Source organism: Stenotrophomonas maltophilia group sp. SKK55, from assembly GCF_057179845.1.
On sequence record NZ_JBXUHP010000003.1, the window covers coordinates 1 to 25,255 of the forward strand.

23 protein-coding genes and 2 pseudogenes are annotated in these 25,255 nt (G+C 62.9%); 12 read left to right on the plus strand and 13 right to left on the minus strand.

Annotated elements, in window-relative coordinates:
* Nucleotides 1–115: 115 nt before the first annotated feature.
* The 6 genes from AC2A1N_RS01475 to AC2A1N_RS01500 form a co-directional block, all read right to left on the minus strand.
* Complete coding sequence (locus tag AC2A1N_RS01475) at nt 116–676, minus strand: queuosine precursor transporter (protein WP_005415040.1); 561 nt, start codon at nt 674–676, stop codon at nt 116–118.
* Nucleotides 677–752: 76 nt separating this feature from the next.
* Complete coding sequence (locus AC2A1N_RS01480; protein WP_065186629.1) at nt 753–1,265, minus strand: hypothetical protein; 513 nt, start codon at nt 1,263–1,265, stop codon at nt 753–755.
* Between the two features lie 32 nt (nt 1,266–1,297).
* Nucleotides 1,298–1,801: a hypothetical protein gene (locus tag AC2A1N_RS01485; protein ID WP_061478569.1), complete on the minus strand. Its 504-nt coding sequence runs from the start codon at nt 1,799–1,801 to the stop codon at nt 1,298–1,300.
* Between the two features lie 19 nt (nt 1,802–1,820).
* Nucleotides 1,821–2,672, minus strand: a complete 852-nt coding sequence (locus AC2A1N_RS01490; RefSeq protein WP_061478570.1) for a DUF2145 domain-containing protein — start codon at nt 2,670–2,672, stop codon at nt 1,821–1,823.
* A 48-nt stretch (nt 2,673–2,720) separates the two neighbouring features.
* Nucleotides 2,721–2,951, minus strand: coding sequence for a hypothetical protein (locus AC2A1N_RS01495; protein ID WP_005415044.1), 231 nt, complete (start codon nt 2,949–2,951; stop codon nt 2,721–2,723).
* A gap of 154 nt (nt 2,952–3,105) precedes the next feature.
* The gene (locus tag AC2A1N_RS01500; RefSeq protein WP_242889785.1) at nt 3,106–4,065 is read right to left on the minus strand and encodes a mitochondrial fission ELM1 family protein; all 960 of its coding nucleotides are present in this window, start codon (nt 4,063–4,065) and stop codon (nt 3,106–3,108) included.
* A 126-nt stretch (nt 4,066–4,191) separates the two neighbouring features.
* Here AC2A1N_RS01500 and AC2A1N_RS01505 point away from each other — a divergent pair, with 126 nt between their 5' ends.
* A complete protein-coding gene (locus AC2A1N_RS01505) occupies nt 4,192–4,782 on the plus strand; it encodes a malonic semialdehyde reductase (RefSeq protein ID WP_005415046.1) in 591 nt (196 codons plus the stop codon).
* Between the two features lie 86 nt (nt 4,783–4,868).
* On the plus strand, nt 4,869–5,576 hold the full coding sequence (locus AC2A1N_RS01510) for a YceI family protein (protein ID WP_005415047.1): 708 nt from the start codon (nt 4,869–4,871) through the stop codon (nt 5,574–5,576).
* A gap of 175 nt (nt 5,577–5,751) precedes the next feature.
* Here AC2A1N_RS01510 and AC2A1N_RS01515 read toward each other — a convergent pair whose 3' ends face one another.
* Complete coding sequence (locus AC2A1N_RS01515; RefSeq protein ID WP_242889783.1) at nt 5,752–6,153, minus strand: hypothetical protein; 402 nt, start codon at nt 6,151–6,153, stop codon at nt 5,752–5,754.
* Between the two features lie 197 nt (nt 6,154–6,350).
* Between AC2A1N_RS01515 and AC2A1N_RS01520 the strand changes: the two are divergent.
* A pseudogene (locus AC2A1N_RS01520) lies at nt 6,351–6,677 on the plus strand (hypothetical protein); the annotation flags it as partial.
* A gap of 159 nt (nt 6,678–6,836) precedes the next feature.
* Here AC2A1N_RS01520 and AC2A1N_RS01525 read toward each other — a convergent pair.
* The gene (locus tag AC2A1N_RS01525) at nt 6,837–7,634 is read right to left on the minus strand and encodes a siderophore-interacting protein (protein ID WP_242889781.1); all 798 of its coding nucleotides are present in this window, start codon (nt 7,632–7,634) and stop codon (nt 6,837–6,839) included.
* Nucleotides 7,635–7,695: 61 nt separating this feature from the next.
* Nucleotides 7,696–8,256 (minus strand): PadR family transcriptional regulator, encoded by a 561-nt coding sequence (locus tag AC2A1N_RS01530; protein WP_032953866.1) that lies wholly within the window; start codon nt 8,254–8,256, stop codon nt 7,696–7,698.
* A 547-nt stretch (nt 8,257–8,803) separates the two neighbouring features.
* Between AC2A1N_RS01530 and aceE the strand changes: the two genes are divergently transcribed.
* The 3 genes from aceE (at nt 8,804) to AC2A1N_RS01545 (ending at nt 12,954) form a co-directional block, all read left to right on the plus strand.
* The gene (aceE, locus tag AC2A1N_RS01535; RefSeq protein ID WP_242889779.1) at nt 8,804–11,491 is read left to right on the plus strand and encodes a pyruvate dehydrogenase (acetyl-transferring), homodimeric type; all 2,688 of its coding nucleotides are present in this window, start codon (nt 8,804–8,806) and stop codon (nt 11,489–11,491) included.
* Nucleotides 11,492–11,585: 94 nt separating this feature from the next.
* Entirely contained in the window at nt 11,586–12,344 is a 759-nt protein-coding gene (locus AC2A1N_RS01540; protein WP_242889777.1) for a hypothetical protein, read from the plus strand.
* Nucleotide 12,345: 1 nt separating this feature from the next.
* The gene (locus AC2A1N_RS01545; RefSeq protein WP_242889775.1) at nt 12,346–12,954 is read left to right on the plus strand and encodes a 3'-5' exonuclease; all 609 of its coding nucleotides are present in this window, start codon (nt 12,346–12,348) and stop codon (nt 12,952–12,954) included.
* A 487-nt stretch (nt 12,955–13,441) separates the two neighbouring features.
* Here AC2A1N_RS01545 and AC2A1N_RS01550 read toward each other — a convergent pair.
* Nucleotides 13,442–13,591, minus strand: a pseudogene (locus tag AC2A1N_RS01550) (transposase); the annotation flags it as partial.
* Between the two features lie 174 nt (nt 13,592–13,765).
* On the opposite strand from AC2A1N_RS01550, the gene AC2A1N_RS01555 reads away from it, so the two are divergent.
* Nucleotides 13,766–15,796: an MrcB family domain-containing protein gene (locus tag AC2A1N_RS01555; RefSeq protein WP_484371332.1), complete on the plus strand. Its 2,031-nt coding sequence runs from the start codon at nt 13,766–13,768 to the stop codon at nt 15,794–15,796.
* A gap of 82 nt (nt 15,797–15,878) precedes the next feature.
* Nucleotides 15,879–17,021, plus strand: coding sequence for a 5-methylcytosine restriction system specificity protein McrC (locus tag AC2A1N_RS01560; protein ID WP_242889868.1), 1,143 nt, complete (start codon nt 15,879–15,881; stop codon nt 17,019–17,021).
* Nucleotides 17,022–17,638: 617 nt separating this feature from the next.
* Here AC2A1N_RS01560 and AC2A1N_RS01565 read toward each other — a convergent pair.
* Together AC2A1N_RS01565 and AC2A1N_RS01570 are read right to left on the minus strand one after the other, a co-directional pair.
* Entirely contained in the window at nt 17,639–18,007 is a 369-nt protein-coding gene (locus AC2A1N_RS01565) for a hypothetical protein (protein WP_014645738.1), read from the minus strand.
* A gap of 486 nt (nt 18,008–18,493) precedes the next feature.
* On the minus strand, nt 18,494–18,709 hold the full coding sequence (locus tag AC2A1N_RS01570; protein ID WP_242889771.1) for a hypothetical protein: 216 nt from the start codon (nt 18,707–18,709) through the stop codon (nt 18,494–18,496).
* Nucleotides 18,710–18,876: 167 nt separating this feature from the next.
* Here AC2A1N_RS01570 and AC2A1N_RS01575 point away from each other — a divergent pair, with 167 nt between their 5' ends.
* From AC2A1N_RS01575 to AC2A1N_RS01590, 4 genes are all read left to right on the plus strand, one after another.
* Nucleotides 18,877–19,254 (plus strand): hypothetical protein, encoded by a 378-nt coding sequence (locus AC2A1N_RS01575; RefSeq protein WP_242889769.1) that lies wholly within the window; start codon nt 18,877–18,879, stop codon nt 19,252–19,254.
* A gap of 188 nt (nt 19,255–19,442) precedes the next feature.
* Nucleotides 19,443–20,087, plus strand: coding sequence for a DUF1629 domain-containing protein (locus AC2A1N_RS01580; RefSeq protein ID WP_242889866.1), 645 nt, complete (start codon nt 19,443–19,445; stop codon nt 20,085–20,087).
* A 34-nt stretch (nt 20,088–20,121) separates the two neighbouring features.
* Nucleotides 20,122–23,469, plus strand: a complete 3,348-nt coding sequence (locus tag AC2A1N_RS01585; RefSeq protein WP_242889767.1) for an XVIPCD domain-containing protein — start codon at nt 20,122–20,124, stop codon at nt 23,467–23,469.
* A 43-nt stretch (nt 23,470–23,512) separates the two neighbouring features.
* Nucleotides 23,513–24,151, plus strand: coding sequence for a hypothetical protein (locus AC2A1N_RS01590; protein ID WP_242889765.1), 639 nt, complete (start codon nt 23,513–23,515; stop codon nt 24,149–24,151).
* Between the two features lie 236 nt (nt 24,152–24,387).
* Here AC2A1N_RS01590 and AC2A1N_RS01595 read toward each other — a convergent pair whose 3' ends face one another.
* Nucleotides 24,388–25,146: a hypothetical protein gene (locus tag AC2A1N_RS01595; RefSeq protein WP_242889763.1), complete on the minus strand. Its 759-nt coding sequence runs from the start codon at nt 25,144–25,146 to the stop codon at nt 24,388–24,390.
* Nucleotides 25,147–25,255: the final 109 nt, after the last annotated feature.

The window sequence follows — 25,255 nt, forward strand, 5'->3', positions numbered from 1 at the left end:
CCTGCGATGGCCCGCTCCTGGTAGGTGCCGACCGTTGGTCGGCACAATCTGTCGGCAGCGATGAGTTCTGCAGGGCGTGCCGACCAACGGTCGGCACCTACCAGAGCATGCGCGGTCAGCTGGTCGCGCGCAGCGGCGCCATCTTCCACAGCAGCGCGCGGAATGGGGCCAGCAGGCACACGCCGATCGCCAGCTTCACAGCCAGGTCCCCGGCCGCCCAGCTCACCCACGGCAGGGTGGAACCGGCAAATGCGATCGACCAGAAAATCGTGGTATCCACCGTCGCGCTGCAGGTCGTGGCCACCATCGGCGCGCGCCACCAGCTGCCACGGCGCAGGCGGTCGAACACGGTGATGTCCAGCAACTGCGCCACGATGAAGGCCGAGCACGAGGCAACGGCGATGCGCGGCGTGGCCACCCAGATCGACAACAGCACCGCCACCGCGAAGCCGATCCACGCTACGCGGCGCGCCGGGCCCGGGCCGAAGCGGCGGTTGATCAGGTTGCTGACCAGGAACGCGACCGGATAACTGAAGGCCCCCCAGGTCAGCCAGTCGTTGATCGGGTACTGCACCAGCACGTTGGACAGCAGCACCACCGCGCCCATCGCCAATACCGCCAGCACCAGGGCGCGGGCGGTCAGCGGGGCAAACACAGGGGCAGGACGCACGGACATCGCGAGCCAGGGGGGACAAAGGGGATCGCCCATTATCCGCCCGGCCCGCGGCAAAGCCAAAACCGCTTGTTCAGCTTTACAGCGCTTCGCTCATCACATCGCCCGCGGCATAGGCGGTGGGGACGTAAGCCAGGGCCTGGCCCTGTGCGCTCTTCACGGTCCAGCCGGCACCGGCCTCGGTGGGGTCGAAATGCACCTGCTGGCCGACCACGAAGGCCGCCGTCTGGTCTTCATGCACGCGCGCCGGCCAGCGCAGGGTGGCGGTTTGATCGGCCTTGTCGGGCACCTGCAGCTGCACCTGGCGCTCGCCCGCCGCCGTGGTCTCCACCTTTTTCACTTCCATCGGTGGCAGCGGCACCGCCTTGGTGCGGGCAACCCTGCCATTGCGTTCGCTGGCCTTGAACGGCGCCTTGGACAGTTCGGACAGGCCCGCCGACGCAGCGAGCGGCACCGAGACCACGATCAGCGAGGTGATCAGCACGCTGGCTTCGCTGCTGTTCAACTGCGGCGCGGCACCGGCATGGACGGTGGGCACCAGCAGCGCGGAGAGCAGCAGGGCAGAAGCGGGAACGCGCAGGCAACGGAACATGGAGACCTCCTGGTCAGCGTGGGGACGGCGGCTCAGCGCCGGGTATCGAAGATATCGCGCGGGCCGGTGGCCTCGGGCAGGTATTCCAGCGGGCGGCCCTGGTTGTCCTTCAGCTGCCAGCCCTGGTCGTTGCCGGTCGGCTCGAAATTCACGGTCTGGCCTACGGTGAACTGCACGGCCGGGTCGCCGATGCCGCGCGGATACTGCATCGATGCGGTGTTCTGCGGATCGTTGGCATCACGCAGCAGCACTTCGCGGCGGCCATCGACGGTGGTGGCGATGGCACTCACCTCCATCTGCGGCAGCTTGATCTGCTGCGGGCGGGTCAGCGGCCGGCCGGCGTCGGCCGCATCCTGGGCTTCCTTCGCTGCTGCGGCGCGGGCCGAGGCCACCATCTGCGTGGACATTTCCAGGCTCGGTCCCTGCGGGCCCGGGTCATGGATGATCACGATGCGGCGTTCGGCGTGGGCGGCCGTCGACCAGGCCAGGCCGGTGACGATCACCATCGACAACACAGAGGCAAGCAGCGGACGCATGTCGTTCTCCTAGCGGAATTCAGGGGGCGGCGGCAGTGGCACCGGCCACCGGCACGTGGGGGATCACCAGTTCCTGCTGGAGCTGGCTGCGCTGGTGCAGGAAGTCGAACACCGATTCCACCGTCACCACCGAATAGTTGCCGGAGATGCGTTCGCCGGCCGGATGGTCGGTGGTGGTGGCGTTGGCCACGAACAGGCGCGCACCCACGCGCTTGCCGAGGCCGATATGCAGCACGCTGGGCTGGTACTTCTGCTGGCGCAGCCACTGCTGTGCCTGTTCGCGCTTGACGATGGCCGGCGCGCCTTCGGCCTGCGCCATCGCCGCCGCCAGCACTTCCAGCACCCACTGGTTGGAGTTCTGGTAGTCGGTGGCGAACGGGTAGGCGACCACGTTGTACTTCGCTTCGTGCAGCGCCTTGGGCTGGATCGAGGGCGGCACCAGCATCGCGCGCAGCGCCGCACGCAACGGCGCCGACGGCACGCCGATGCGCAGGTCGGTATGGCCGCCGCTCTCGCCGACGAAGTTGCCCAGGCCCTCGTGGTACAGCTGCGAGCGGTCGGTCTTGCAGCGGTTGAGCAGGTGCATCGCGCGCCAGCGGCCGTCGTCCTCGCGCAGCAGGAACGCCAGGTGGCTGTGGCGCAGGCCGTAGCGGCTCAGGTCCTGGCCACCGCGCGCGGCCACCGCCACGTCCACCTCGGGCAGCGCGTCCAGGCGTTCGGCGGTGGTCCAGGCCACATCCAGCATCGCCGCCTGCGACGCCACGCTCGGGTAGCGCTCGCGGCAGGCGGTGCTGTCGGCCCAGGCCGGTGCGGTCGCCAGCAGGCTGGCGATCAGCAGCGCGGCGCGGCGCAGGCGGGAAAAACGATCCATGTCGGTACCTTCAACGGCGGGCAGGCCCGCGCGCCGATCATACGCTGCTCAGCGCAGCGGGCGATCGACGCCCTTGCGCTGGAGTTCCCTGTCGCAGGCATCGCTGATCGGCGCGATCGGCAGCGGCGGGCGCTCGCCCGTCTTCGGATCGCGCAGCGCCGGCTGTTCGCGGTACGCGTCCAGCTGCTGCTGGCATTGATAGGAGATCGGGTCCAGCTCGGTGGGCGCGGTCGAACACGCGGCGAGCAGGGCCAGGGGCAGCAGGAGCAGGGTACGCATGAAGGCATTCGGTCCGGTGGGGGACACCGGACTCTAACGATATGGGTGGATTGAAATGTTCAGAAATCGCTGCGCACCCCGGTAGTGCCGGCCGCTGGCCGGCATCGGCAGGGTGTTCGGTAATGCGTGCAGCGTTGCCGGCCAGCGGCCGGCACTACCCCAAGGCCAGGCGCTGCTTCACTTCCGCCGCCACACGCGCGGTCTCGCGCAGTGGCTCGATGCGGTCGTATTGCCAGTCCAGCCAGTGCGGCTGCAAGCGCCCGCGTTCGCGCAGCTGCTGCTGGAAGCGCGCCAGCCGGCCCTGCGCGGTCTCGGCCAGCGCCACCATCACCGGCATGCGCGTGGCGCAGGCCTCAGAGAGCAGGTTCACCGAATCGGGCGAGACCACCACGCGGTTGGCCCAGCCGAGCAGGCCACCATAGGGATTGGTACCGTCGCCACCATCGCCCCAGATCACGTGCGGCAGGTCGGCGAACTTCGCGCGCAGGATCTCGGCCAATGCCGGCGGCGTGCGTCGCGAGGTGGTCGCCAGCAGGCTGCCGCCTTCGCTGCGGATCTGCTCGGCCAGCGCCTGGAATACGCCGACCATCGCCGTCTCGTCCCACGGCGCCAGCGGCGTCGGCCCGCCGACCAGCAGTGCGGTGCGCGGGCCGGGCAGGGTGCTGAAGCCGGCGAACGCGGCGCGGCCCCAGGCCAGCCAGTCGTCGTCCACCGGGTTGAGGCTGCCGAGCAGGGTCAGCACATTGCTGCCGCGCAGGGCATCGTGTTCCGGCACCACCACCACGTCCCAATGGCGGGCGCTGATGCGCGGGTCGAGGATCTGCACCACCTGGCTGCCGCGTGCACGCAGCACGCGCAGGGCACCGGCCGCCTGGCGACCACAGCCGATCGCCATTGCCGGCGCCTCGGCCGCCAGCGTCGCCAAGGCCTCGCCGTAGCCATTCACATCGCCGGGCAGGCGCCGCGGTGACAGCCAGCGCCAGGGTGCGCGCGGTTGCAGGAGCAGCGGTCGGTGGGTGCCCTGGCGCAGTGCCGAGGCCAGCGCGACCGCCTGGCGGACATTGCCCGCACGGCCGTCAGTGACCGTCCATGGCGCGCTCGATCGTTTCACCATTGGCATTAATTCGTTTCAGCCCTGCTGGGTGTTGCAACAGTCGCGACACTCTACACTGCGGCTCGTCGTTTCGCCCCGCGCCGCCCGCGGGCACTGACTTCCTTTCGCCGCCCTGGAGATCCACCGATGTCCCACGCGCTCGACGCCGCCGCCCTTGATCAGCTGTTCCGTACGGCCCGCACCCAGAACGCCTTCCTCGACAAGCCGGTCCCCGAGAGCCTGCTGAAGGAACTGTACGATCTGGTGAAGTGGGGCCCCACTGCGGCCAACACCACGCCGGCGCGCTTCGTCTTCGTCACCTCGAAGGAGGCCAAGGACAAGCTGGCCCCGGCGCTGTCCGAAGGCAACCTGGCCAAGACCATGGCTGCGCCGGTCACCGTCATCATCGGTTTCGACCTGGACTTCCACGAGAAGCTGCCGTACCTGTTCCCGCACACCGATGCCAAGGCCTGGTTCGATGGCCCGCAGGAAGGCCGCCACGAAGCCGCCATCCGCAACGGCAGCCTGCAGGGCGCCTACCTGATCCTGGCTGCGCGCGCGCTGGGCCTGGATGCCGGCCCGATGTCCGGCTTCGACCCGGCCAAGGTCGACGAAGCCTTCTTCGCCGGCACCTCCATCAAGTCGAATTTCCTGGTCAACCTGGGTTACGGTGATCCGGCGGGCCTGTTCCCGCGCCTGCCGCGCCTGTCGTTCGACGAAGCGGCGCGCATCGCGTAAGTCGCTGTATCGGTTTCGGGCCCGCTGTTCCGCGGCGGGCCATTGCTGCACCGTGTACCCACCCTACGATCCGGAGAGTTCCTCAGATGAGCGCCACCCGTAAACTGCTGCTGCCGCTGGCCCTGACCCTGGCCATCGCCGCCTGCTCCAAGCCGGCCGATACCGCTGCCCCGGCGGCCGATGCCGCCGCCCCGGCCACCACCGAGCAGGCCGCCACCCCAGCCGCTGATGCCGCTGCTGCCGCGCCGGCCGCCGAAGCGATCAAGATCGCCTCGGGCACCTACAAGCTGGACCCGAGCCACACCGACGTGCTGGCCCAGTGGAGCCACTTCGGCTTCTCCAACCCCAGCGCGCACTTCGGCAACGTCGAAGGCACCCTGGTGTACAACGCCGAAGACGTGACCAAGTCCACCGTGGAAGTGAAGCTGCCGCTGAGCGGCCTGAACAGCTTCACCGCCAAGTTCGACGAGCACCTGAAGAGCGCCGACTTCTTCGACGCCGCCAAGTTCGCCGATGCCACCTTCAAGAGCACCAAGGTGGAAGCGGCCGGCACCAACAAGCTGACCGTCACCGGCGACCTGACCATCAAGGGCATCACCAAGCCGGTCACCCTGGACGTCACCGTCAACGGCGGCGGCGAGCACCCGATGGCCAAGGTTCCGGCCGCCGGCTTCGATGCCACCACCACCCTGAAGCGCAGCGATTTCGGCGTCGGCGCCTATGCCCCGAACGTCAGCGATGAAGTGAAGATCCGCATCACCACCGAAGCCACCGGCGAAAAGCCGGCGGCTTGATGCACCCCACTCACTCGTCGTGAGAAGGCAGAAGGCCCGCTGAAAAGCGGGCCTTCTTTTTGGGTTCTGCATGCGAGGCACCCGATGCCGATGGGGTTGCCGGCCAGCGGCCGGCACTACCCGGTAGGTGCCAACCGGCATCTGGTGGGTGCGGACCGTTGGTCCGCACGATCCCTCAGCGCAACGTACCCAACCATGCCACGCACGCTTCGCTCGGGCTCTGCTTGGCCTTCACCGCCAGCCCGCTCACCCGCACGAACGTCTGCGCGGCCTGCGCCACCACCTGGCGGGCGATCAACGCCGCCTGCTTGGTGGCAGCCTGCTGCTTGCGTAGCTGCACGATATGCACCGAAGGCTGGCCCACCGGCGCGTACTTCTGGTCGCGGCGCAGCACGTCGACCACCTGCGCCACTTCGAATTCGGCCTGCAGGTAGCGGTGCTGTGCCTCCACCAGCTCACGCAGCGGCGCGCGCAGTGCAGCGGTATCGGCGAAGGCGGCCAAGGCCGCGTCGCAGGCAGCGTCATCAGCGAAGCGGGTACGCAGCGCGTCCACGCTGGCCAGGGTCAGTTTGGCCATGTGGGCCTCGTTGCTGCAGGAAAGGAGCGCGATTGTCGCATTGCTTGCCGGCGGATGCGTTGAACCGGGCGGCGGAATACCTGTAGAGCCGAGCCCACGCTCGGCTCATCGCGCGTAGCGCGAGGGTTTTCCGATGGCGGAACGAAGAGCAGCCGAGCGTGGGCTCGGCTCTACAATGGCCCGCTGTATCACCCACGGAAGTGCGCGAAGGCCTGCTCCGCGGCATGGTGGAAGACACGCTGGTGGACAAGGCGGGCACCCTCGGCCTGGAGCCCAAGGTGGTGCGCGAGGCGCTGACCATGCACGTGGATGAGCTGCTGCATACCCGTGGCGTGCTGCGGCTGGTGAAGGCGCAGATCAACGGCATGATGCCCGGCGTGTACGTCGGGCTGCTGCTGCCGGTGCTGATCATCGCCCTGCTGGTGGCGCTGGAGATATGGGCCGCGAAGCGGTTCGGGTGGACGCGGCAGGGGGCGCCCAGTGCTCCTGTAGAGCCGAGCCCACGCTCGGCTCATCGCGCGTAGCGCGAGGGTGGATCGAAAAGCAGCCGAGCTTGGGCTCGGCTCTACATGGTCAAGGGCGTGCGGACCAACGGTCCGCACCCACCCAGGAAGGTGCGTCAAAGGCGTGCGGACCAACGGTCCGCACCCACCAAGCAGGGTCCGCACCCACCGGTTGCCCGGTCAATCGCCGTCGGTTTCGTCCGGGTGGGCCTTCCAGTAGCCGGTCGAACGAATCCAATCGCGCGGCACGCCCAGGTGGCCTTCGATGAACTTGCGCATCATCCGCGCGCGGCGCGATTCGGTGGCGATCCAGTAGAAGACATCGCCGTCCGGGGCCTCGAAATCGGTCAGCATGTCTTCCAGCAGCGTACTGCTGGCCGCCGGGAAGCCGTTGCGCTCCAGCCAGTGGATGCGCACGTTCTCGTACTGCGGCAGGTCCTGGCGCTCGGCCTCGTCGCGCACTTCAATGAAGGCCTGCACTTCGGCACCGTCGGGCAGCACGTCCAGCCAGCGGGCGATGGCCGGCAGCGCGGTCTCATCGCCGATCAGCACGTAGGCCTCGTAGGTGTCGGCCACCACGAACGAGCCGCGCGGACCGCCGATCACCAGCGTGTCGCCGGGCTGTGCGCGCTCGGCCCACGGCCCGGCCACGCCTTGGTCGTGCAGCACGAAGTCGATGGCCAGCTCGCCGCGCTCGTGGTCCCACCAGCGCGGGGTGTAGTCACGGGCCGGCGAGGGCTGCTTGCCGGCCGGGTAGCTGCGGCCTTCGGCGGTCAGCACCGGCAGCACCATCTCGCCCGCAGCGTTGGGGAAGAACAGCTTGATGTGGTCGTCGGCGCCGGGCGAATCGAAGCCGGCCAGGTCGTCGCCACCCAGCACGATGCGGCGCATGTGCGGGGTGACCTCTTCAGTGCGCAGCACGGTCAGTTCACGGAAGCGCACATCCAGGCGCAGGCGCGTGTTGTTGTGTTCGGTCATGGGGGTTTACCTGTAAAGGTGTCGCGCGGGGGCGCGCGGCGTAGGGGCGACCTGGCTGGATTCAGTCTGGCTGGGTCGTTGAAATCGGTGGTTGCTCGCTACCGGCCGTGCCGTTGAGCAGGGCCGAGGCCCGCGTCAGCAGCGCCGCCACTTCGTCCGCCTCACCCTCGGCCCAGCGGCCGTGGTGATGCACCAGCGCCCGCTTGAACTCGCGCAGGGCCGCGGCCAGCGGCGGCGGCAGCGAGGCCTTGGTGATCTCGCGGGCACGGTCGAAGGCACGCCGCTGCGCCAGGCGCACCTGGGTGCGCTGCACCTTCAGCTCGAACTCGCCAGCGGCGGTGATGCGGAAGATCCGCTTGCCATCCACTTCCTCGGCCTCGATCCAGCCGGCCTGCTCGAAGCTGGCCAGTAGCGGGTACATGGTGCCGGCGCTGGGTGTGTAGGCCTGCATGAACTGGTTGCTGATCAGCTGCATCAGCTCGTAGCCATGGCGTGGCTGCTCGCCGATCAGGGCCAGCACCAGCAGGCGCAGGTCGCCGCGGCTGAGCACCCGTGGCTGGCCGTTGCGGCGGGGCACCGCCGAATCGGTGGAACGGGTTCTGGGAGAGGAGGCACGGCTCATTTCGATATATCGGTAAACGAGTGCGCAAACGATATATCGATACGTCGAAAGCGACAACATCCGATCCGGCCACAAGCAGGTGCGATTTGGGCCACGGCCGGCCGCGTGCGCACAGCAAAAGGGGCGCCCCCTGTGAGGCGCCCCGGCGATGCTGTGGAAGGGAGCAGGGCCATCGGGCCCATCACTCGCGACCCACCCTGGGCCCGTGGCTGGCAGCGATCCAGAGGCAGGTGCGACATGTTGTCGCCGGTTCAGAACCGCTGCCCGGCGCCCACCTACGGCGGTGCCGGAGTTGCCCTACAACCGTCATCGGCAGCAGTAACACTGCGTCCTGCACATGGGCGCAGCGGCCCGCAAGCGACAGCCCGCGCCGCTGCCAAGGCCCGCCGCAGGGCCATCAGCGGGCCCGGCAAGCCCCTTGCGGACACTGGCCGGTTGCATCCATACGCCTGCGTAGCCAAGTGACGAAAGCCCTTGGTGCGCTACACTTTGCGGTCTAGAAATCTATACAACAGTCGCGCGCGTGCGTGCGGTTATGGGAGCGCTAATGAACTGGTTGAACGAGGTGCTGAACAACGACCCGAATCCTGTGGAAACCCAGGAGTGGATCGAGTCGTTGAAGGCCGTTATTGATGTCGAGGGCTCCGAGCGCGCGCATCAGCTGCTGGAAGGCATGGTGGAACTGACCCGTCGTTCGGGCGCCTACCTGCCGTTCTCTCCCACCACCGAATACGTCAATACCATCGAACCGCAGTTCGAGGCCAAGAGCCCGGGCAACGCCGAGCTGGAATGGCGCATCCGTTCGATCATCCGCTGGAACGCGATGGCCACCGTGGTGCGCGCCAACCGCAAGCCGGGTGACCTGGGCGGCCACATCGCCTCGTTCGCCTCCGGTGCCACCCTGTACGACGTGGGCTTCAACCACTTCTGGCGCGCCCCGAGCGAGAATCACCCGGGCGACCTGCTGTTCATCCAGGGCCACAGCGCCCCGGGCATCTACGCGCGCTCCTTCCTGGAAGGCCGCATCAGCGAAGAGCAGCTGGACAAGTTCCGCATGGAAGTGGACGGCGGTGGCCTGTCCTCGTACCCGCACCCGTGGCTGATGCCGGACTACTGGCAGACCCCGACCGTGTCGATGGGCCTGGGCCCGCTGGCCGCCATCTACCAGGCGCAGTTCATGCGCTACCTGGAAAACCGTGGCCTAATCGAGAAGTCCGACCGCAAGGTGTGGTGCTTCATCGGCGACGGCGAGAGCGATGAACCGGAAACCCTGGGTGCCATCGCCCTGGCCGGCCGTGAAGGCCTGGACAACCTGATCTTCGTGGTGAACTGCAACCTGCAGCGCCTGGACGGCCCGGTGCGCGGCAACGGCAAGATCATCCAGGAACTGGAAGGTGTGTTCCGTGGCGGCGGCTGGAACGTGATCAAGCTGCTGTGGGGCGGTTACTGGGATGCCCTGCTGGCCAAGGACACCAACGGCGTCCTGAAGAAGCTGATGATGGAAACCGTCGACGGCGAATACCAGAACTGCAAGGCCTTCGGCGGCGCGTATACCCGCGAGCATTTCTTCGGCAAGTACCCGGAAACCGCCGCGATGGTCGCCGGCCTGAGCGACGACGACATCTGGCGCCTGAACCGTGGTGGCCACGACCCGCACAAGGTGTACGCCGCCTACCACCAGGCCGTGAACACCAAGGGCATGCCGACCGTCATCCTGGCCAAGACCGTGAAGGGTTACGGCATGGGCAGCGCCGGTGAAGCGCTGAACCCGACCCACCAGACCAAGAAGCTGGACGACGAAGCGGTGCGCCACTTCCGCGACCGCTTCAACATTCCGGTGACCGACGCGCAGCTGGCCGACGGCCAGGTGCCGTTCTACCACCCGGGCCCGGATTCGCCGGAAGTGCAGTACCTGCAGGAACGCCGTGCCGCGCTGGGCGGTTACCTGCCGCAGCGCCGCCGCAAGGCCGACAAGACCTTCGTGGCGCCGAAGCTGGAAGCCTACGAGCGCCTGCTGAAGAGCAGCGGCGAGCGCAGCTACTCCACCACCATGGCGTTCGTGCAGAGCCTGAACATCACCCTGCGTGACAAGGAACTGGGCCCGCACATCGTGCCGATCGTGGCTGACGAAGCCCGCACCTTCGGCATGGAAGGCCTGTTCCGCCAGATCGGCATCTACGCGCCGTTCGGCCAGAAGTACAAGCCGGTCGACGCCGACCAGCTGATGTTCTACCGCGAAGACCAGAGCGGCCAGGTGCTGCAGCAGGGGATCAGCGAGCCGGGCGCCATCGCCTCGTGGATGGCCGCCGGTACCAGCTACTCGGTCAGCAACGTGCCGATGCTGCCGTTCTACATCTACTACTCGATGTTCGGCTTCCAGCGCGTGGGCGACCTGGCCTGGCAGGCGGCGGACATGCGTACCCGCGGCTTCCTGCTGGGCGGCACCGCCGGCCGCACGACGCTGAACGGCGAGGGTCTGCAGCACGAAGATGGCTTCAGCCACCTGGTGGCCGGTGGCATCCCGAACGTGCGCAGCTACGACCCGACCTTCGGCTACGAAGTGACGGTGATCCTGCAGCACGGCACCAAGCGCATGATGGAAGACCAGGTGGACGAGTACTACTACGTCACCCTGATGAACGAGAACTACACCCACCCAGAAATGCCGGAAGGCGCGGCCGAAGGCATCGTCAAGGGCATGTACCTGCTGACCGACGCCGGCAAGCCGAAGAAGGGCGAGCTGCGCGTGCAGCTGCTGGGTTCGGGCACCATCCTGCGCGAAGCCATTGCCGCCGCCGAGCTGCTGGACAAGGACTTCGGCGTGACCGCCGACATCTGGAGCTGCCCGAGCTTCAACGAACTGCGTCGCGATGGTTTCGACGTGGAACGTGCCAACCGCCTGCATCCGGAAGGCGAGCAGCGCAAGGCCTACGTGACCGAGCTGCTGGAAGGCCGCCAGGGCCCGGCGATTGCCGCCACCGACTACGTGCGTGCGTATGCGGACCAGATCCGTGCGTTCGTGCCGATGAGCTACACGGTGCTGGGTACGGATGGGTTTGGCCGTTCGGATACGCGTGCGAACCTGCGCCGGTTCTTTGAGGTTGACCGGTACTACATCGCGCATGCCGCGATTGCGGCGCTGGCGAAGGACGGGAAGATGACCGCGAAGGATGTGGCCCGGGCGATCAAGCAGTACAAGATTGATCCGGAGAAGGCTAATCCTGTTGGGGTTTGATTGGTAATTCCATGCTAAAAGCTAGGGCGCCTGATGGCGCTCTAGTTTTTTAATGATTTCGCAAACGACATTGTGCACTGATAGGGATTTCAGTATGGACCAATTGCTAGCAAAGCTCACTAACCTGGGTTATGAGATCTGGGGAATCTTCATTCCAGGATCAGTATTCTTACTATTTTCTTTATTTACATGGTGGTGCGCTGGTCCAATTGCTGGCGCCGTAACTTTTGGCTTTTTGGCGCCGGCAGAAGTGAAGAGTGTGACGGGTTTTATTGGTTTGCTTAATGAAGAAGTTAAGTTTGGCGTGTTGGCTGGCTTGACCGTCGCGGCATACTTTTCAGGCCATCTTCTGCATTGGGTCGGCCGTTCACCCAAAGGTGAAGCCGTCAAATATAGTACGAGTGCAAGGATCTGGCAGTGCCTGAAATTTTCCATTCCGAAGTCTACAGTTTCCTATGATCCGTTCCTTGAAGATCAGATTATGGAATGCAAAGACTTTCTGAAAATGCCTAGAGATTCGACTTGGCAGCAATACTACCCGGTGGCGAAGGCGTTCCTTGCTGCCAACTTGCAGTCTTCGCTAGTGGCAACCTACCAGAATAAATACACGCTACATCGCTCATTGACCGCCGCAGCCGTCGTCTGGTTCTGGATGAGTGTCTTGTTTCTAATCGCTTCGGCTATTCGCGTACACTACATGCCGGATTTAGGGCCGAAGTGGTTTCCGCTGACGCTTTCACCTGCTTTTGCTGTCTTAATAGTTTACGGATTCTCAGATAGCTATCAGTACAACTGGAAGCTATTCGGAAATTCATTGATCACAGAAGTATACACATATAAAAGGATGCGCTAGCGTGAAGGCGAGCCTGCTCAAAAAGCTCATAGTCGTAGATACTGAGACGACTGGTGCTAATGTTTTTACCAATAGCATACTCAGCTATGCTTTTGTACCAATGACGTGTGACGATATATTGGAAGGGTATGTCGACGACTTCTCTGGCCAGCCTTGGTCTGAATTTGCGGAATCATATTTTCGGGAAACGAAAGATGAGTGGTCGGTAAAAAAAAGATCAGCATCCGCTGCGCTGAACGCAATCGAGGCTTATCTTAGCGAATTATCGCCTGGTGAAGACATGATGCTGGTCGGTCACAACGTCGCGTTCGATCGATACTTCCTGGAGAGAATGGCCTTTGAGGCAGGGCGTTCGCGAATAGCCGGATTGTCTCATCGGTCTATCGACACCCATTCTCTGTTGATGAGTTTGAGTATCATGGGGCTCATACCCGAGTCAGCGACTAGTTCTTCGGGAGCTTTTAAGTACTTTGGGATAAGTCCGCCAAGTTCCAAAAGGCATACGGCAATTGGCGATGCAATAGCGACTAGGCGTCTCTTTAGCTTGATTATTGAGAATTTTGATTGCTCTTCAGTGGTGCCTTCAATGAATGGTCCCAAACTTGGCTGATTCTACTGCGCTTACAGTCTTTGGCGATTTTTGATAGTTAGTGATTTTTTCAGTTGGGTCGCTATGCATTCTTGGAGTTTGCGAAAAATCACGGGTCTCTATTAATAAATTTGGCGGAAGCGTTTAATATTGGGCCGCCTGGCGAAGATGCTATGCGAAGCAGTACCAAGCTAGCCCAGCCAGTTGGGAATGGTGTGGGCAGATCATGCGCAATGCTGGGTTGATGACCCGCCCGCGTCCCGCGACCATCTGTTGCGGTGCATTTCGAGAAATTGTGGTTGTTAGGGAGCCGTTAGTGCCTCCAAGCGGATTTGTCCCTGGGCCGGCACGAACTGTGGTGGCGCTTGTGCTCGTAGCGAAACGCACTGACGTCCAAGCGAGCAGCAGCGAGTGCACGCCGCTCGCGTAGCCCTTTCTCGACCATGCTTCGCACCAGCAGCTTGCGCGCCCGTGCGGTCACCACCGCGTTAAAAGTTCTTCAGCCGCTGGCTTCGGGTAGGCCCATGCCACCGAACTGGCTGCGCCACAGATAGTTCGAGGCCGTGCTGAAGCCATGCCGGCGACAGCGGTCATTGATCGGCATACCGGCCTCAGCTTCGCGCCCAAAGCCGATGATCTGTTCTTCGAAAAAGCTTCTTCACGTCCGATCTCCTAGTCCTTGAGAATTGGACTCCAAACCCCACCCCTACTCAATATCGGGGGACGTCGCCAGGACCCAAGATATCATTGATGAATACTATGTCGTTCCGATACTGTTGTCGCAATTGGCCCGTTCTCCAAATGGCCACCAGACAGCGGCTAGGAACTTCATATGACAGATCAATTGCCCGGCCAAGAAGCCCAGGACCTACGGGGTATGCTTGGCAGGATCCTCCGTACATACCAGCAGGCGCGGTCTGAAGTCAGCTTTGGCGGAGAGAATGAAGTCGCAGAAGTCTTTCGGGAGCTAAAGGAGGCAGTCGAGCGCCTTCCGACCGTTGCCGGCAACGAGCATCTAAAAGTGGTCGCGAGCTACGGCAAGGGCAACTGGGCAACAATCCCCTGGCTATCAATTCTTGATCGACGGGAAACCACCACCACTCAGCGTGGGGTCTACGTGGTCTATCTCTTCAGCGAGGCAGGAGACGGGGTCTACCTCACTCTCGCCCAAGGGATCACTGAGCTCGAGTCACTTCACCGGAAGGAGGCCGTTCGAAAGCTCAATGACCGTGCAGAAGGGGTAAGGGCTCTCATCCCCAGCCTCGCCGAAGCGGGCTTCGACTTTTCCGCAGGCATAGATCTCCGCTCCAAAGGCAGCAAGGCGCGCATGTATGAAGCATCCACGATCGCGTCCAAGTACTACGGTGTGGACGAACTCCCGTCCGACGAATCGCTGATCGCCGATCTCGAAACAGCCCTGCAGGCTTACGGCGCAGTCGTCGATGCTCACAAAGATCGGGTGGCGCCACGATTTGATCGCCGCATTGCCCTCGTGGGGACATGGCAGACAATCTCTCGGGACTATGGCTCTGTGCGAGAAGGCATAGATAGCAATGGAGGATGGGCTAGCGGCTGGACATTCAGGCTCCGAGAAGGTGTCCGTGACGAGCTGTCAAGCGGCTTCACGCTCTACATAAATGGCGGCAGGCGGCAGATCGTCGCGAAGGCTCGCGTGGGGGCGCTCCGCTGCGCGCCGTCTGCGGACGGGATGGTCAATCCATGGCCCTCGCTATCAGGGACCTACGATGAAGGAAACCGACTCAACGATAGCGCCAATGGCGCCTATAAAACGTGGTTCAAGCTCGAGGCCATCGAGTTTATTGACCCATTCCCGGTAGCAGAGTTGGAATTGGTAGACGGGCTCTCCACCTCTAACAGCGTGGTGAATCAGAACGCATTTGGTTACGTGTACGAGCGCCTCAGAGACTCATGGCTCAGAGACAGTGAAAGCCAGGATGCTGCTGGCGTGGACGGGGCAAGTAGCTCAACCGAGCTCGATCTAGATCTAGATCTAGACATGTCTTGGTTGGTGGCTGAGACGCTCCTCGCCGAAGAAGCGCTTGGCAGCATGATCGATTGTCTGCGCGGGAGCCAGCCGCAGCTGATTCTGGCCGGTCCACCCGGCACCAGTAAAACCTGGGTAGCCCAGAAGCTAGCAACCTACCTAACCAGCGGTCGTAAGGGGGCGGTGCGACTGGTCCAGTTCCATCCTAGCTACACGTATGAAGCCTTCATCGAAGGTTTGCGCCCAGTGGCAGGTCCTTCAGGCGTTTCGTTTGATGTGACGGCCGGCGTAGTGCTGCAAGTAGTGCGTGATATGCGCAAGGCCGGGCATCTCAACGATCCAGACCACCCCTACGTCATCATCATGGATGAGGCAAATCGGGCGAATCTCCCAAGGGTTATGGGGGAGCTTTTGTATCTTCTTGAGTATCGGGACCAGGCAATCAGTCTGCAGCTCTCCAAGGAGTTCAAGCTGCCTTCCAACCTGATGTTCATCGCCACGATGAACACCGCCGATCGCAGCATTCGTTCCATAGACGCGGCGATGCGGCGCCGCTTCGAAATTTTCGAGCTTGCACCCGATACTGATGTGTTGGAGCGCTACTTCAGTTCCATAGCTCTTCCGTCAGAAGTCGTCATTGAAGGTCTGTCCAGGCTCAATGAACATCTCACTAGGGACCTGGACCGACACCACACCATCGGCCATTCCTTCTTCATGCGCAATGACATGTCCCCAAAAGTTCTTCGGGAAGTCTGGACGCGAAAGTTGTTGCCCCTCATTGAGGAGTATTACTACGATCAGCCGGACGGCATGGGTGCCCTGAGCGTTAACCAGCTATGGCCTGATTATGCTGACTGAAGTTATTCTCGAAGAAAATAGAGAATCGTCCGTTCGCTTATCAGATCAGCAAGTTCAGGCGTTAGAGGGAATTGGTCGTCGGATGGCAGGGCGCCTAAACTGGTGGGGCTCAAAGTCAAAAACGAATACCAACGGTAGCGGTAGCCCGGATGAACAAGCATCAGTGGTTAGCGTCGGGTATCGGCCGAACGGCACGCACCTACTGAAATTTAGAAACGTGGTGGGTGTGGTTCGCCTGGGCGACCTACAGCTCCAGGTTGTTCCGAAGATCCCGCTGAGTCACTTCTGCCACCTCATGGGGAGGTCAGAGGTGGCGCCGAGAGTGGATGATTCCCCAACCTGCGTTGGCAGCTCGCGAGATTTGCGTGAACTGGTCTGTGGATGGCTGCTGGCGGAAGCTGAGCGAGTGGTGCGGCTTGGGCTGCATAGGGACTACAGCGAGTACGAGGAGGAGCTATCTGAGGTGAGAGGCTCCGTACAGCCAGTCCCCACGGTTCTGGCGAACCTCTCTGGTCGAGTCGCGGTTCATTGCAGCTATTCAGAGCTGGACGAAGATGCGGCGATCAATCGGCTAATGAAGGCGAGCTGTACTGCGCTTGCTTCGGACTCGACTATCGACGCGAACCAGAGGCGGCGCGCACGCCGTCTCGTTTGGGCGATGGGACCTGTGGGTGTACTGCGTGAATCCGATTGGCGATTCCAAGCCACACGTCTACATGCGCGCTATTCAAGGGTACTGCCGCTTGCCAAGCTGGTTCTGGCGTCGCGAGGAGCCTCCATGGAAGCGGGCAATGTCGTGGGGACCTGCTTTCTGGTCCCAACGCCAGGCATAGTGGAGAGCGCTTTACGCAATATCCTCGCAAATGCGCTTTCGCCAATTGACGTGAGGAAGCGTGGGCTCCGCCTAACGGAGGGTGGAATCACGCTCAATCCCGACCTCGTCGTGGATGGAGGTCGCATCGTGGGAGACGTCAAGTACAAATACTTCGGGGGTGACTGGGACCGTGCAAGCTTCAATCAGATCGTGGCATTCGCATCTGGCTTTGAAGCAGAGAGAGGATTCATCGTGGGCTTCAGGCACAGGGAGGATGGCTTGGTACCCTTGCCGGCTGCAATCGGAAAAATTCGGGTCAGGAAGTTTGCGTGGGTGGCGTCACCTGGGATAGATCCTTTGCTGAGCGAAAGCGCGATCGCTGAAGAGATCCGAACTTGGATCGGCATGTAAGCCTATGAGTTGAACCGCGCCAAGTTTTTATGTCTGGCGCCACAGGGACCGGAATGGGGCCATCCGATTCAAGTCGTAGTCCTAATCAGAAACCAGGACCAGAGCTAATTGGTTGATTCCGGCCGAAGTAGCGGTTGACGCTGCGCCGGTCAGCACTTTCTTCCGCTTGCACCGACGCACTGGTCTGGCACGAGGCGGCCGCTCCAGCGGAGGAGAAGGGTCTGAGCGCAAAGTGTCTCGTGGGCCCGACTTCTGAGGCCAATAATGAGCAACTGCGACGAGGAGTTATCCACCAATAGAGTGGGCTCCCTACGACAGTTGAGCTCGAAGTAGCTGTTCCCAGAAAGTCCCACATCCAACTCCGCACTTCCTGCGGCTAGACGCAAAACGTCCTCGCGCATCACTGCGAACTCAGTGGCAGAGACCTTGGGTAGGTCCTCAGCTCCAGCTCGCCTTTGGGCAGATAGCGGTGGGTCAGCGCAGTACCCAAAAGCACTGCCACGTAGACAACGGCGTACGTCAGAGACTTCATCGGAAGTCCTGCAGATCGAAGGCGAACAGAGAATGGGCCGCGACGGCAGCCCGCGGACTAGTACATGGGGCTCAAGCCCTCGGCTCTACTCCCGAACCTGCAACCGCTCAATAGCCTGCGCAGTCAACGCCACACACGCCATCTTCAACCCTTCCATAACTCGATCCCCGAGGTATTCCTCGGGCGCACCGTTCTGCCGAGTCCGCTCCGCAGCCAGCATCAGCTCCGCCACCACGCGCAGTCCGGCCAGCGCGCAATCCGCATCCGCCAACTGAAGGCACCGCCCAGGTAGTTGATGCCGCTCCGGCCAGGGTTGGCCATCCGCAGCCGCACCGGTTCCGATGCGGTGCAGCGTGGCGACGAAGGCGTTGGGATCGACGGACGGTTCGCGCTCGGGTTCGGCGTTGTCCGGATCGTACTGCGCGTGCAGGGAACGGAAGTCCGATGTGTTCATGGCAATGCTCTGTACAGGACAGACAGCAGCGCCACCGATAAAAGTGGCGGACGATGCGAGGCTCGAAAACCGGTCAACAACCAATCCGGCGGGTCCGAAGACCCCCACGCACCGCCCGCCATGGACCGCGAACGGATTGCCAGCCGGCGTCACACGAACGTGACGCCGGCTGGCAAGCGCAAACACATGGTTGTTGACCGGGTTTTCGACGCCCGTGCCACCCTGTGTGAGGTGGCATGCCAAGGTGTACTCGCATGGTTGCGAGATGCCAAGAAACCGTAGGCCGCAGAGGCCGTAAATGCTGACGCTTACGGCATTGTTGCATGGGGCGCGCGCTGTAGAACCCTTGCGGTGCAGTGGTTTCGGTCGGTGTTAAGTTACCGCCCGAATGCGCATTGAAAAGCACGGTTTGCTGCTGTTCGGGATCCCAAAAGCGACACGTAGCCCACAGCGCCCATTCGCGCAGCGTGCCGATTGCGACACAACTTAACTTTGCAGCGCCATACCCGGCCGAGCCCACAGCGCATCGTCGCGCTCCAGGTCGTAGTCGCTGCCGAACGCCAGCGCCGCCTCGCGTGGCGGAAGGTCTGCGTAGCAACCCAGCAGGTACTCATCCATGCCAGCGTCGCGATGGTCGATGGCGAACAGGTGGAGGAGCTCCTTGTCGAAGGCTTCAAGCCAGGTGGGGTCGATTCTGATCATGGGTATCCTCCAGTGAGAAGAGGAGCGTGGCTGCGATGAGTCTCACACGGCAGGACGCGCCGTCGGCCGTCCCCACAATTTCATTGTGGTCCGATTGCGTACCAATGCATGCCAGAGTAAAAGAGTACCGTAGTTACCCATCGCAACATCCATAGGAAAGGAGACCCATGGCTGCCATCGAAGACAATGACGCGCTGTTCGATTCTCAGTTGATCATCGGTCCCACGATCGTTGCGGGAAGCAACCTACTTCGCCATCTGCAGGTGGCGGGCGAGTTCGACATCAACTCTGCACCCAATTGGCTGTACCTGCCCATTGGGCAAGCGTTCGCAGATGAGCTGGGATGCGCGCGCTATGTGCAGGAGCCGATTGATGCCTACACACGGGGCATGTTGCAGCAGTTGGCTGCCATCGAGGCATCGCCAGACGGGCAGGGGGCGCTTGAAGGCGACCTAGGCTCTACCGTTCGGGCACTGGAGGCCGTGAGGATGCTGCAGGACACGGTGAAGGTGGCGCTGATCAATGGGGATCTGGTGTTGGCCTAGCGGAGCTGAAGTTGGGGAGTGCCAGCGCTTGGAGCTTCGGTGCGTTGGGAATGTACGACCGCCAAGTCACGCCGGGGTAAAGTGCGGTAGGCGTGGCGCCAGCTTTCACGTAAATGAAAGGAGGTCGCCTCCCTCTCTTTCAGGCTGGCCCTAGGCTAGCAATTAGGACTTTATAAGGGATGAATATCATGGAGCAAATGGAGTCAACTCAGCCCAGACGCGGAGAATTCTTCCTCTTGATGCCGGACACCACTCGAGGGGGAAAGGGTCACGGGGTAGTGTTCGAGAATGTGAAGAAACTTCGCACGCCTCCACGGCTGATCCTACGTCCTGAAGGGGGGGGATTTCCACCTTTGGCAGAGAAACCACTGTTGGTTCACTCACCCAAGAAGGGGGGGCTTCCTGAAGATCTTGAAGGAGGGATGAGCGGTTACTGGCTCGTCTCGGAGCGCCTGCGCAACGCGTTCGTCTCAGTCGATCCGAACGGATTCGAGTTTGCGGAGAGCGAATACCGCCTCGCCAATGGATCTGAAGGGCCGCGCTACTTCCTCTGCGATGTGACCCGAGTGATCGATGCGGTCGATGAAGCTGCGTCAAAGCTCCGCGTTGTTCGCGACGAGGGCTATCCCGGAGGCAAGTTTTACGACCTCAGGGGTGGGAGTTCCTTGGCGTTCCGAAAGGATGTCATCAGCCAGGCGCACATATTCAGAACGCCTTACTCAGGGAACCTGGTTTTCTGTGACAGCGCTTTGCGCGATGCGGTTCTGGCCGCCGGCATCGGCGGTAGGGGCGAGTCGCGAGGACTATCGTTTACGGACGCAGCTGATATCTGAGTCCGCTGATTGAACTCAAGGAAGAGGTCGCTCTATGCCGCGCAACAGTCCGATTCTTCAGAAGCACCATGTGCTTGAGCAACAAACCTTCAATAACAACGATTTTCTGCAGGCATTGGTGGACGCAGAGCTCGTTGAGAAGGACGTGTTCGAGAACCTGCTCTACATGCCGGCAGACAAGAGCCTCGCTGCTGCCATGGGTGTTTCCCCTCATGGTGGGGGGCCGATCAAGGACTATCAGAACGGAATCACCTTTTCTCTGGAGATGATCGAGGCATCACCAGACGGCCAAGCTGCGCTTCGCGGTGACGTGGCTGCGATGCAGCGCGTGGCAGCTCAGGTCAACGGCCTTCGCGACACGATGACGATTGGCCTAGTCAACGGTGATCTTTACACGAACGCTCCTCTTGGCATGGATTCAGATGCCATCAGGCCGCGGACGCAGGCATTCTTCGGAAATGTCGATCGCTACGCGCAGGTCCACTCTTCGCAGTACGGCGCGTTGACTGGCATGCGTCCAGACGAGCGAATGCATCTTCTAGTGACCAGAACTGAATCGCGCATTGTGGCCTTGCTGGATGTCCATGATCAGTTCGGCACCAAGCTGACTAAAGGAAGTGATCTTGAGCTTCAGAGGAACAGCTTGTCGGCGGCAATCTCCGATGCGCAACAATCTGGTCGGATTGTCATGTCGGAGCCGGGCATCCTGAAAGTGGAGCGAGTGCTAGGTGAGGAGGCTGCCTATCGCATTCGTGCGCCTCGCTTGCAGCAAGGCGGCATCACCATGGACCTCCTCCTCGGTGAAGCCTCCACCAGCCAACTTATTCGCTCCGGCGGCCTGCTCGCATCCGGCGCCGACGCTGTCATTACCGCCCGTCGCACCTCGCAGCTGCTGGAAGAGGGCAACGGCACCGCCGCTCAGTCCGAGCTCACCCACGCTCTGGCACGCAACGGCGGTGGCTGGATCGGTGGCATGGCCACGGCGTCGGTGATTGGCACCTCCAGTTTCGTCCCTGCGGCCATCGTCGCGGGCGATGCGCTGCTGATGAGCAAGGCGTTCGACAAGGGTGCCGATCTGCTCGACAATCGCGCCATCTACCGGCAGACCGACAAAGCCGATGTCACATGGCAGTTCGATGGCCGCAACTGGCAGCGCCAGGCGGTCATGGACAGCGCGGGCGATGGCCTGGGCAATCCGACTGAGCGCAGTGTGGGCGCCAGTTACGAGAAGGCCCGCGAGCTGGGCGCATACGCCCATGTAAAAGCGGTAGAGCTGGCGCTGGGCAAGGCACCGCCGCCGCAGGATCCTTTCAGTATTCCGGCGAAGGACGGCGAGGGCCGTCTGGACAATCCCAACTGGCACCGCGATGCGCAGACCGAACAGTGGACGCGGCAGGTCAAGATTGGCGTGTCCGGTGCCAACGACCGGGGTGTGTACGAGACGCAGATCGCCAGCCCCGAACGCGCCAACGAGTTGAATCGCGAGGCGGTGCAGCGCATCGAGAACAACATCGCCAACGGCAAGGCCGCCATTGCCGCCAGCTATTTAGAGACCCGTGCTGCCACACGAGCCAGTGATTTCGTGCCGCTGGTGCCGGAAGCGGTGGAGCAGGCCCGTGCCAGGCCCGACGCCATCCAGGGCTCGGACAACCAGCTCTACCAGCGCGATGAAGCAGGGCAATGGCACCACGCTGGCCAGATCGCGCAGGGGAACATGGCGCTGGAATTGGAGCTGACCCGCACCATCCAGCAGCCGTCGCTCGATCAGTTCAATCAGACGATTGCCGCATTGGACGCGCGACCGTTGCCATCTGCGGCGGAAGTGAACCAGAACGAGCTGCGCCACAGCTACTACGTTGCGGGCGTTGCGCTGACCCCGGCGTGGGAGCAGGCCATTGCCCTGGCCACGGCACGCACGCGCGAGCAGCACGGCATTACGGGTCCCACGCTGCAGGAACTGAGGCCTGTAGCCGAGGGCAACGCGGGCGCGCCCCGGCCCATCACCCATTACCAGGTGGGTCAGGATGGCGTGGCGCGTGCCGTCGCGACCACCAGCACGCAGGAGCTGCAGGCCGCATGGAATGAGGTGCGCGCGCGTGCCAATGAGCAGGCGCCGTTGCCCGACTCGCCCGAGCTGCGCATTGCTGCGCTGTCGGCGGGTGAGCAGGAGGCGTACCGGCAGGCACTGCAGGAAGCCAATCGGCTGGGTGCTGCGCAGGTGGATGCAGGGCAGGCTGCACGAGTAGCCGCGCAGGTGGCACATGGCGACAAGCCATCCGAGCAGGATGGGAGCGTGGAAGTGCGGCCTGAAGAGCCGGCGACTGCGCAACCCATCGCGCCTGCGGCGGTTGCGGCAGCGCCGCCCGCGATAGGGGTCACGCCACCGCCTACGCCCGCCCCACAGGACAAGCCCGCGCCTCAACGGCACGCCGAGCAGCGCGATCCGCCGCGGCGTGAGGCGGAGCCCCAACCTCAGCCCCATCCAAACAGCGAGGCGCCCACCGAAAACCGTACCGCCTCACAGACGCCAGAGCCCGCTGGGCCGATGCAGGCGCACCCGGCCGCACCTGAGCGCGCGACGCCACATGTCGCCGCGCCACTGGATGCGGCAACGCAGATGATGCCCGCGCAACGCACAGAGCAGGCATCGGAGCCGGAGCGGATCGCCCCGGTGCCTGCGGTTGCTCCCACTCCAAAGCAGGACATGGCAGTGCAGGAGGTGGAACCGGTGCCCTTCAAGGAGCCGCTGCCTGCTGAGCCTGCGCGCGATTCATGGCCTTTGGAGCAGGAAGCGGCACAAACCGTGCCAGAGCCCGAACCGACTCCATTGGATGACCTCCAGCCCGTCACTGCGGCTGTCACTGTTCCTGCCGCGCCCACGATTGCGCCAAGCCCTGAGCCAGCCGAACCTGCACCGGATGAGGCATCGGCCCCGAGCCGGGTGGTGCAGGACCCCACCCAGCCCGGCCATCCCGATCATGCGCTGTATCAGCAGATCCGCGAGGGCGTGGAAGCGCTGGACGCCAAGCACGGCCGCAGCTTCGACGAAGTCAGCGAACGCATGACCGCCAGCCTTCTGGTACTGGCCAAGGACAACGACCTGGACCGGGTGGACCATGTTCTAGTGAGCAACGCCACGCGTGAACACCCGGCTGGGCACACGCTGTTCGTGGTGCAGGGCGAGCCCAGCAATCCGGCGCATCAGCGCGCTGCGATGCCGACTGAGCTGGCGGCGCAGACATCGGTGGAGGAATCACTGCAGCAGTTCGATGCGGTCAGCCGTGAAGCGCATCAGCGTGCGCTTGTGAATCAGATGGACCAGCAGCTGGAAGACCAGCGGGTGCAGCACGACATACAGATTCGTGCGGCGAGCGGGGGATGAGTAGGGCATGCACTGCACTGGCGATCTGGACGGATGACTGAAGATGACGCAACATGGAATGCGCCGGATATGCATGCTCGCAGCACTACTCGTTCTTCTGGCTACCGCGTGCCGGCCCGATGCGGCTCGCGACGAAGGCTCGATAGCAGAGGCCCATCGTCCGGATCTGGTGCCGCTTGTGCGAGCCATGCCCACCTCGTCAATGGATGCACCATTGACGGTCGAGTTCGATGTGGCTGCTCCCAGCAAAAATTCCTCTCCAACGCTCATGATCGGCATTCGCGTTGACCGCACGGATAACACCGCGGCGTTTTGGGCACTGGCCGATGTTCGGGCGTCCGGGTTCCAGGCGAAGGTTTCCATGCAGCGCCTGGAATCGAGTGGATGGAAGGACGTGCCGTTGCTCCGGTTGGAATCGATCATTGGGGAGCCTGCCAGGGCGATTCCCATCCCCGCCGATGGTCGAGTGACAAATGCGTGGCTGGACGATGTTGACGTGCTGGCGCTGCAGAATGCTGGGCTGGAACGACCCGATGATAACTATGCACAGCTGGCCTTCGCATGGGCACGCAATCCGTCGCCGGGCCGATACCGGGTTGAAGTGCAACTGCACTCCCCTCTGCCACAGCTTGAGCCGTACCAGCCGGAACTGCTGGTTGCTTACTTGCGCAGGCCTAAATAAGGCAGCCTCGCCACCGCCGGTACGCTGAGTGTCACGGGTAAGTCAGCTCGCCATTCTGCCGATAGACGGGGATCGTATTCATCGGTCTCCCTCTCCGAACTGGACTGCGTAGACGCAGGCTCATGATGGAGGAGAGCTGCGCAGAAGCGTCTTTGGCTGTGATGACCCTCGGTGGGTCCCTGTCCGGGTTGAAGCCACTGTACGACCCGAATGAAGAGCGCCCGGACCTCCATCGTTCACGGCTGAACGCGATATCGTTCCAGAAGATCACGAACGCTGGTTTCCAGGCGCTGCCAGTCGCTCAGCATGACGCGTGCATAGTTCATCTCGATGGCGATGCTGTCGCCCGCGTCCACGATGGAATGGCGGCACATTGCGATCTGGCCTTCGCCGGCGCGTTCAAGTGTCTTTCCCTGAACTACAAGTCCGTCAGGAATGCGGTCTGCCGGGTCGCAGCTGATGAACGTTGTCGGTTGGCCCGCCGTCGAGCGGGCCACATACCAGTCTGGTTCCATTCCTGGGTTGTGCACGTAAGGCCTGCCCAGCGCAGCCTCTGACTCCTTTGCATAAGCTGACATCAAAGATGGGTCAATCGCATACGGCGTCAGACCCCAGCGCTCGGGTTGTGCAACGCGCAGCGTAAGATTCTCTACCGGGTCCCTTCGCTCCAGCGATCCCGGCGCGCTGGTGGCCTCACTGCTGGACCGACGTGCCAGATAGTTCTGGATGGGAACGCGATCGATGTATCTAAGCTCGACCAGCACCTGCCGCCGGCTGTCCTGCGTGCTGCGCACCGGGCGATCACCGGGGGGCGCTGCATCGAAATCCGGCCAGAACACCGTGAGCATGACGCCCCCGTCGGCCAGGGGGCCCGTCTGGTTGTAGTAGAGGTTGGCCGGGAACATGAAGCGGCGCGGGCCAAGCCGAGCCTCTACCGGCTGCGTCGTGTAGGTCTGTCCGCCCACCGTGCGTGGGCCGGTTGCGGCTTCGGACATGGGGGTTCCGTTCGGGCCCGTTTCCGTGGATGGGGCTTTCGCGCAGGCGCTGGTGCTGAGCACGGTCACCAGGGCGAAGTAGGCAAGCCGGCAAGCCGGTGCTCTGCTC

Excerpts from the sequence above, each read along its gene's own strand:
- AC2A1N_RS01565 (WP_014645738.1), bottom strand. The coding sequence starts at position 18,007 with ATGAACACATCGGACTTCCGTTCCCTGCACGCGCAGTACGATCCGGAC.
- AC2A1N_RS01525 (WP_242889781.1), bottom strand. The coding sequence starts at position 7,634 with ATGACCGAACACAACAACACGCGCCTGCGCCTGGATGTGCGCTTCCGT.
- AC2A1N_RS01595 (WP_242889763.1), bottom strand. The coding sequence starts at position 25,146 with ATGTCCGAAGCCGCAACCGGCCCACGCACGGTGGGCGGACAGACCTAC.
- AC2A1N_RS01505 (WP_005415046.1), top strand. The coding sequence starts at position 4,192 with ATGTCCCACGCGCTCGACGCCGCCGCCCTTGATCAGCTGTTCCGTACG.
- AC2A1N_RS01580 (WP_242889866.1), top strand. The coding sequence starts at position 19,443 with ATGGAGCAAATGGAGTCAACTCAGCCCAGACGCGGAGAATTCTTCCTC.
- AC2A1N_RS01575 (WP_242889769.1), top strand. The coding sequence starts at position 18,877 with ATGGCTGCCATCGAAGACAATGACGCGCTGTTCGATTCTCAGTTGATC.
- AC2A1N_RS01585 (WP_242889767.1), top strand. The coding sequence starts at position 20,122 with ATGCCGCGCAACAGTCCGATTCTTCAGAAGCACCATGTGCTTGAGCAA.
- AC2A1N_RS01475 (WP_005415040.1), bottom strand. The coding sequence starts at position 676 with ATGTCCGTGCGTCCTGCCCCTGTGTTTGCCCCGCTGACCGCCCGCGCC.
- AC2A1N_RS01490 (WP_061478570.1), bottom strand. The coding sequence starts at position 2,672 with ATGGATCGTTTTTCCCGCCTGCGCCGCGCCGCGCTGCTGATCGCCAGC.
- aceE (WP_242889779.1), top strand. The coding sequence starts at position 8,804 with ATGAACTGGTTGAACGAGGTGCTGAACAACGACCCGAATCCTGTGGAA.
- AC2A1N_RS01590 (WP_242889765.1), top strand. The coding sequence starts at position 23,513 with ATGACGCAACATGGAATGCGCCGGATATGCATGCTCGCAGCACTACTC.
- AC2A1N_RS01515 (WP_242889783.1), bottom strand. The coding sequence starts at position 6,153 with ATGGCCAAACTGACCCTGGCCAGCGTGGACGCGCTGCGTACCCGCTTC.
- AC2A1N_RS01560 (WP_242889868.1), top strand. The coding sequence starts at position 15,879 with ATGGCAGGGCGCCTAAACTGGTGGGGCTCAAAGTCAAAAACGAATACC.
- AC2A1N_RS01570 (WP_242889771.1), bottom strand. The coding sequence starts at position 18,709 with ATGATCAGAATCGACCCCACCTGGCTTGAAGCCTTCGACAAGGAGCTC.
- AC2A1N_RS01540 (WP_242889777.1), top strand. The coding sequence starts at position 11,586 with ATGGACCAATTGCTAGCAAAGCTCACTAACCTGGGTTATGAGATCTGG.
- AC2A1N_RS01555 (WP_484371332.1), top strand. The coding sequence starts at position 13,766 with ATGACAGATCAATTGCCCGGCCAAGAAGCCCAGGACCTACGGGGTATG.
- AC2A1N_RS01495 (WP_005415044.1), bottom strand. The coding sequence starts at position 2,951 with ATGCGTACCCTGCTCCTGCTGCCCCTGGCCCTGCTCGCCGCGTGTTCG.
- AC2A1N_RS01485 (WP_061478569.1), bottom strand. The coding sequence starts at position 1,801 with ATGCGTCCGCTGCTTGCCTCTGTGTTGTCGATGGTGATCGTCACCGGC.
- AC2A1N_RS01480 (WP_065186629.1), bottom strand. The coding sequence starts at position 1,265 with ATGTTCCGTTGCCTGCGCGTTCCCGCTTCTGCCCTGCTGCTCTCCGCG.
- AC2A1N_RS01500 (WP_242889785.1), bottom strand. The coding sequence starts at position 4,065 with ATGGTGAAACGATCGAGCGCGCCATGGACGGTCACTGACGGCCGTGCG.
- AC2A1N_RS01530 (WP_032953866.1), bottom strand. The coding sequence starts at position 8,256 with ATGAGCCGTGCCTCCTCTCCCAGAACCCGTTCCACCGATTCGGCGGTG.
- AC2A1N_RS01510 (WP_005415047.1), top strand. The coding sequence starts at position 4,869 with ATGAGCGCCACCCGTAAACTGCTGCTGCCGCTGGCCCTGACCCTGGCC.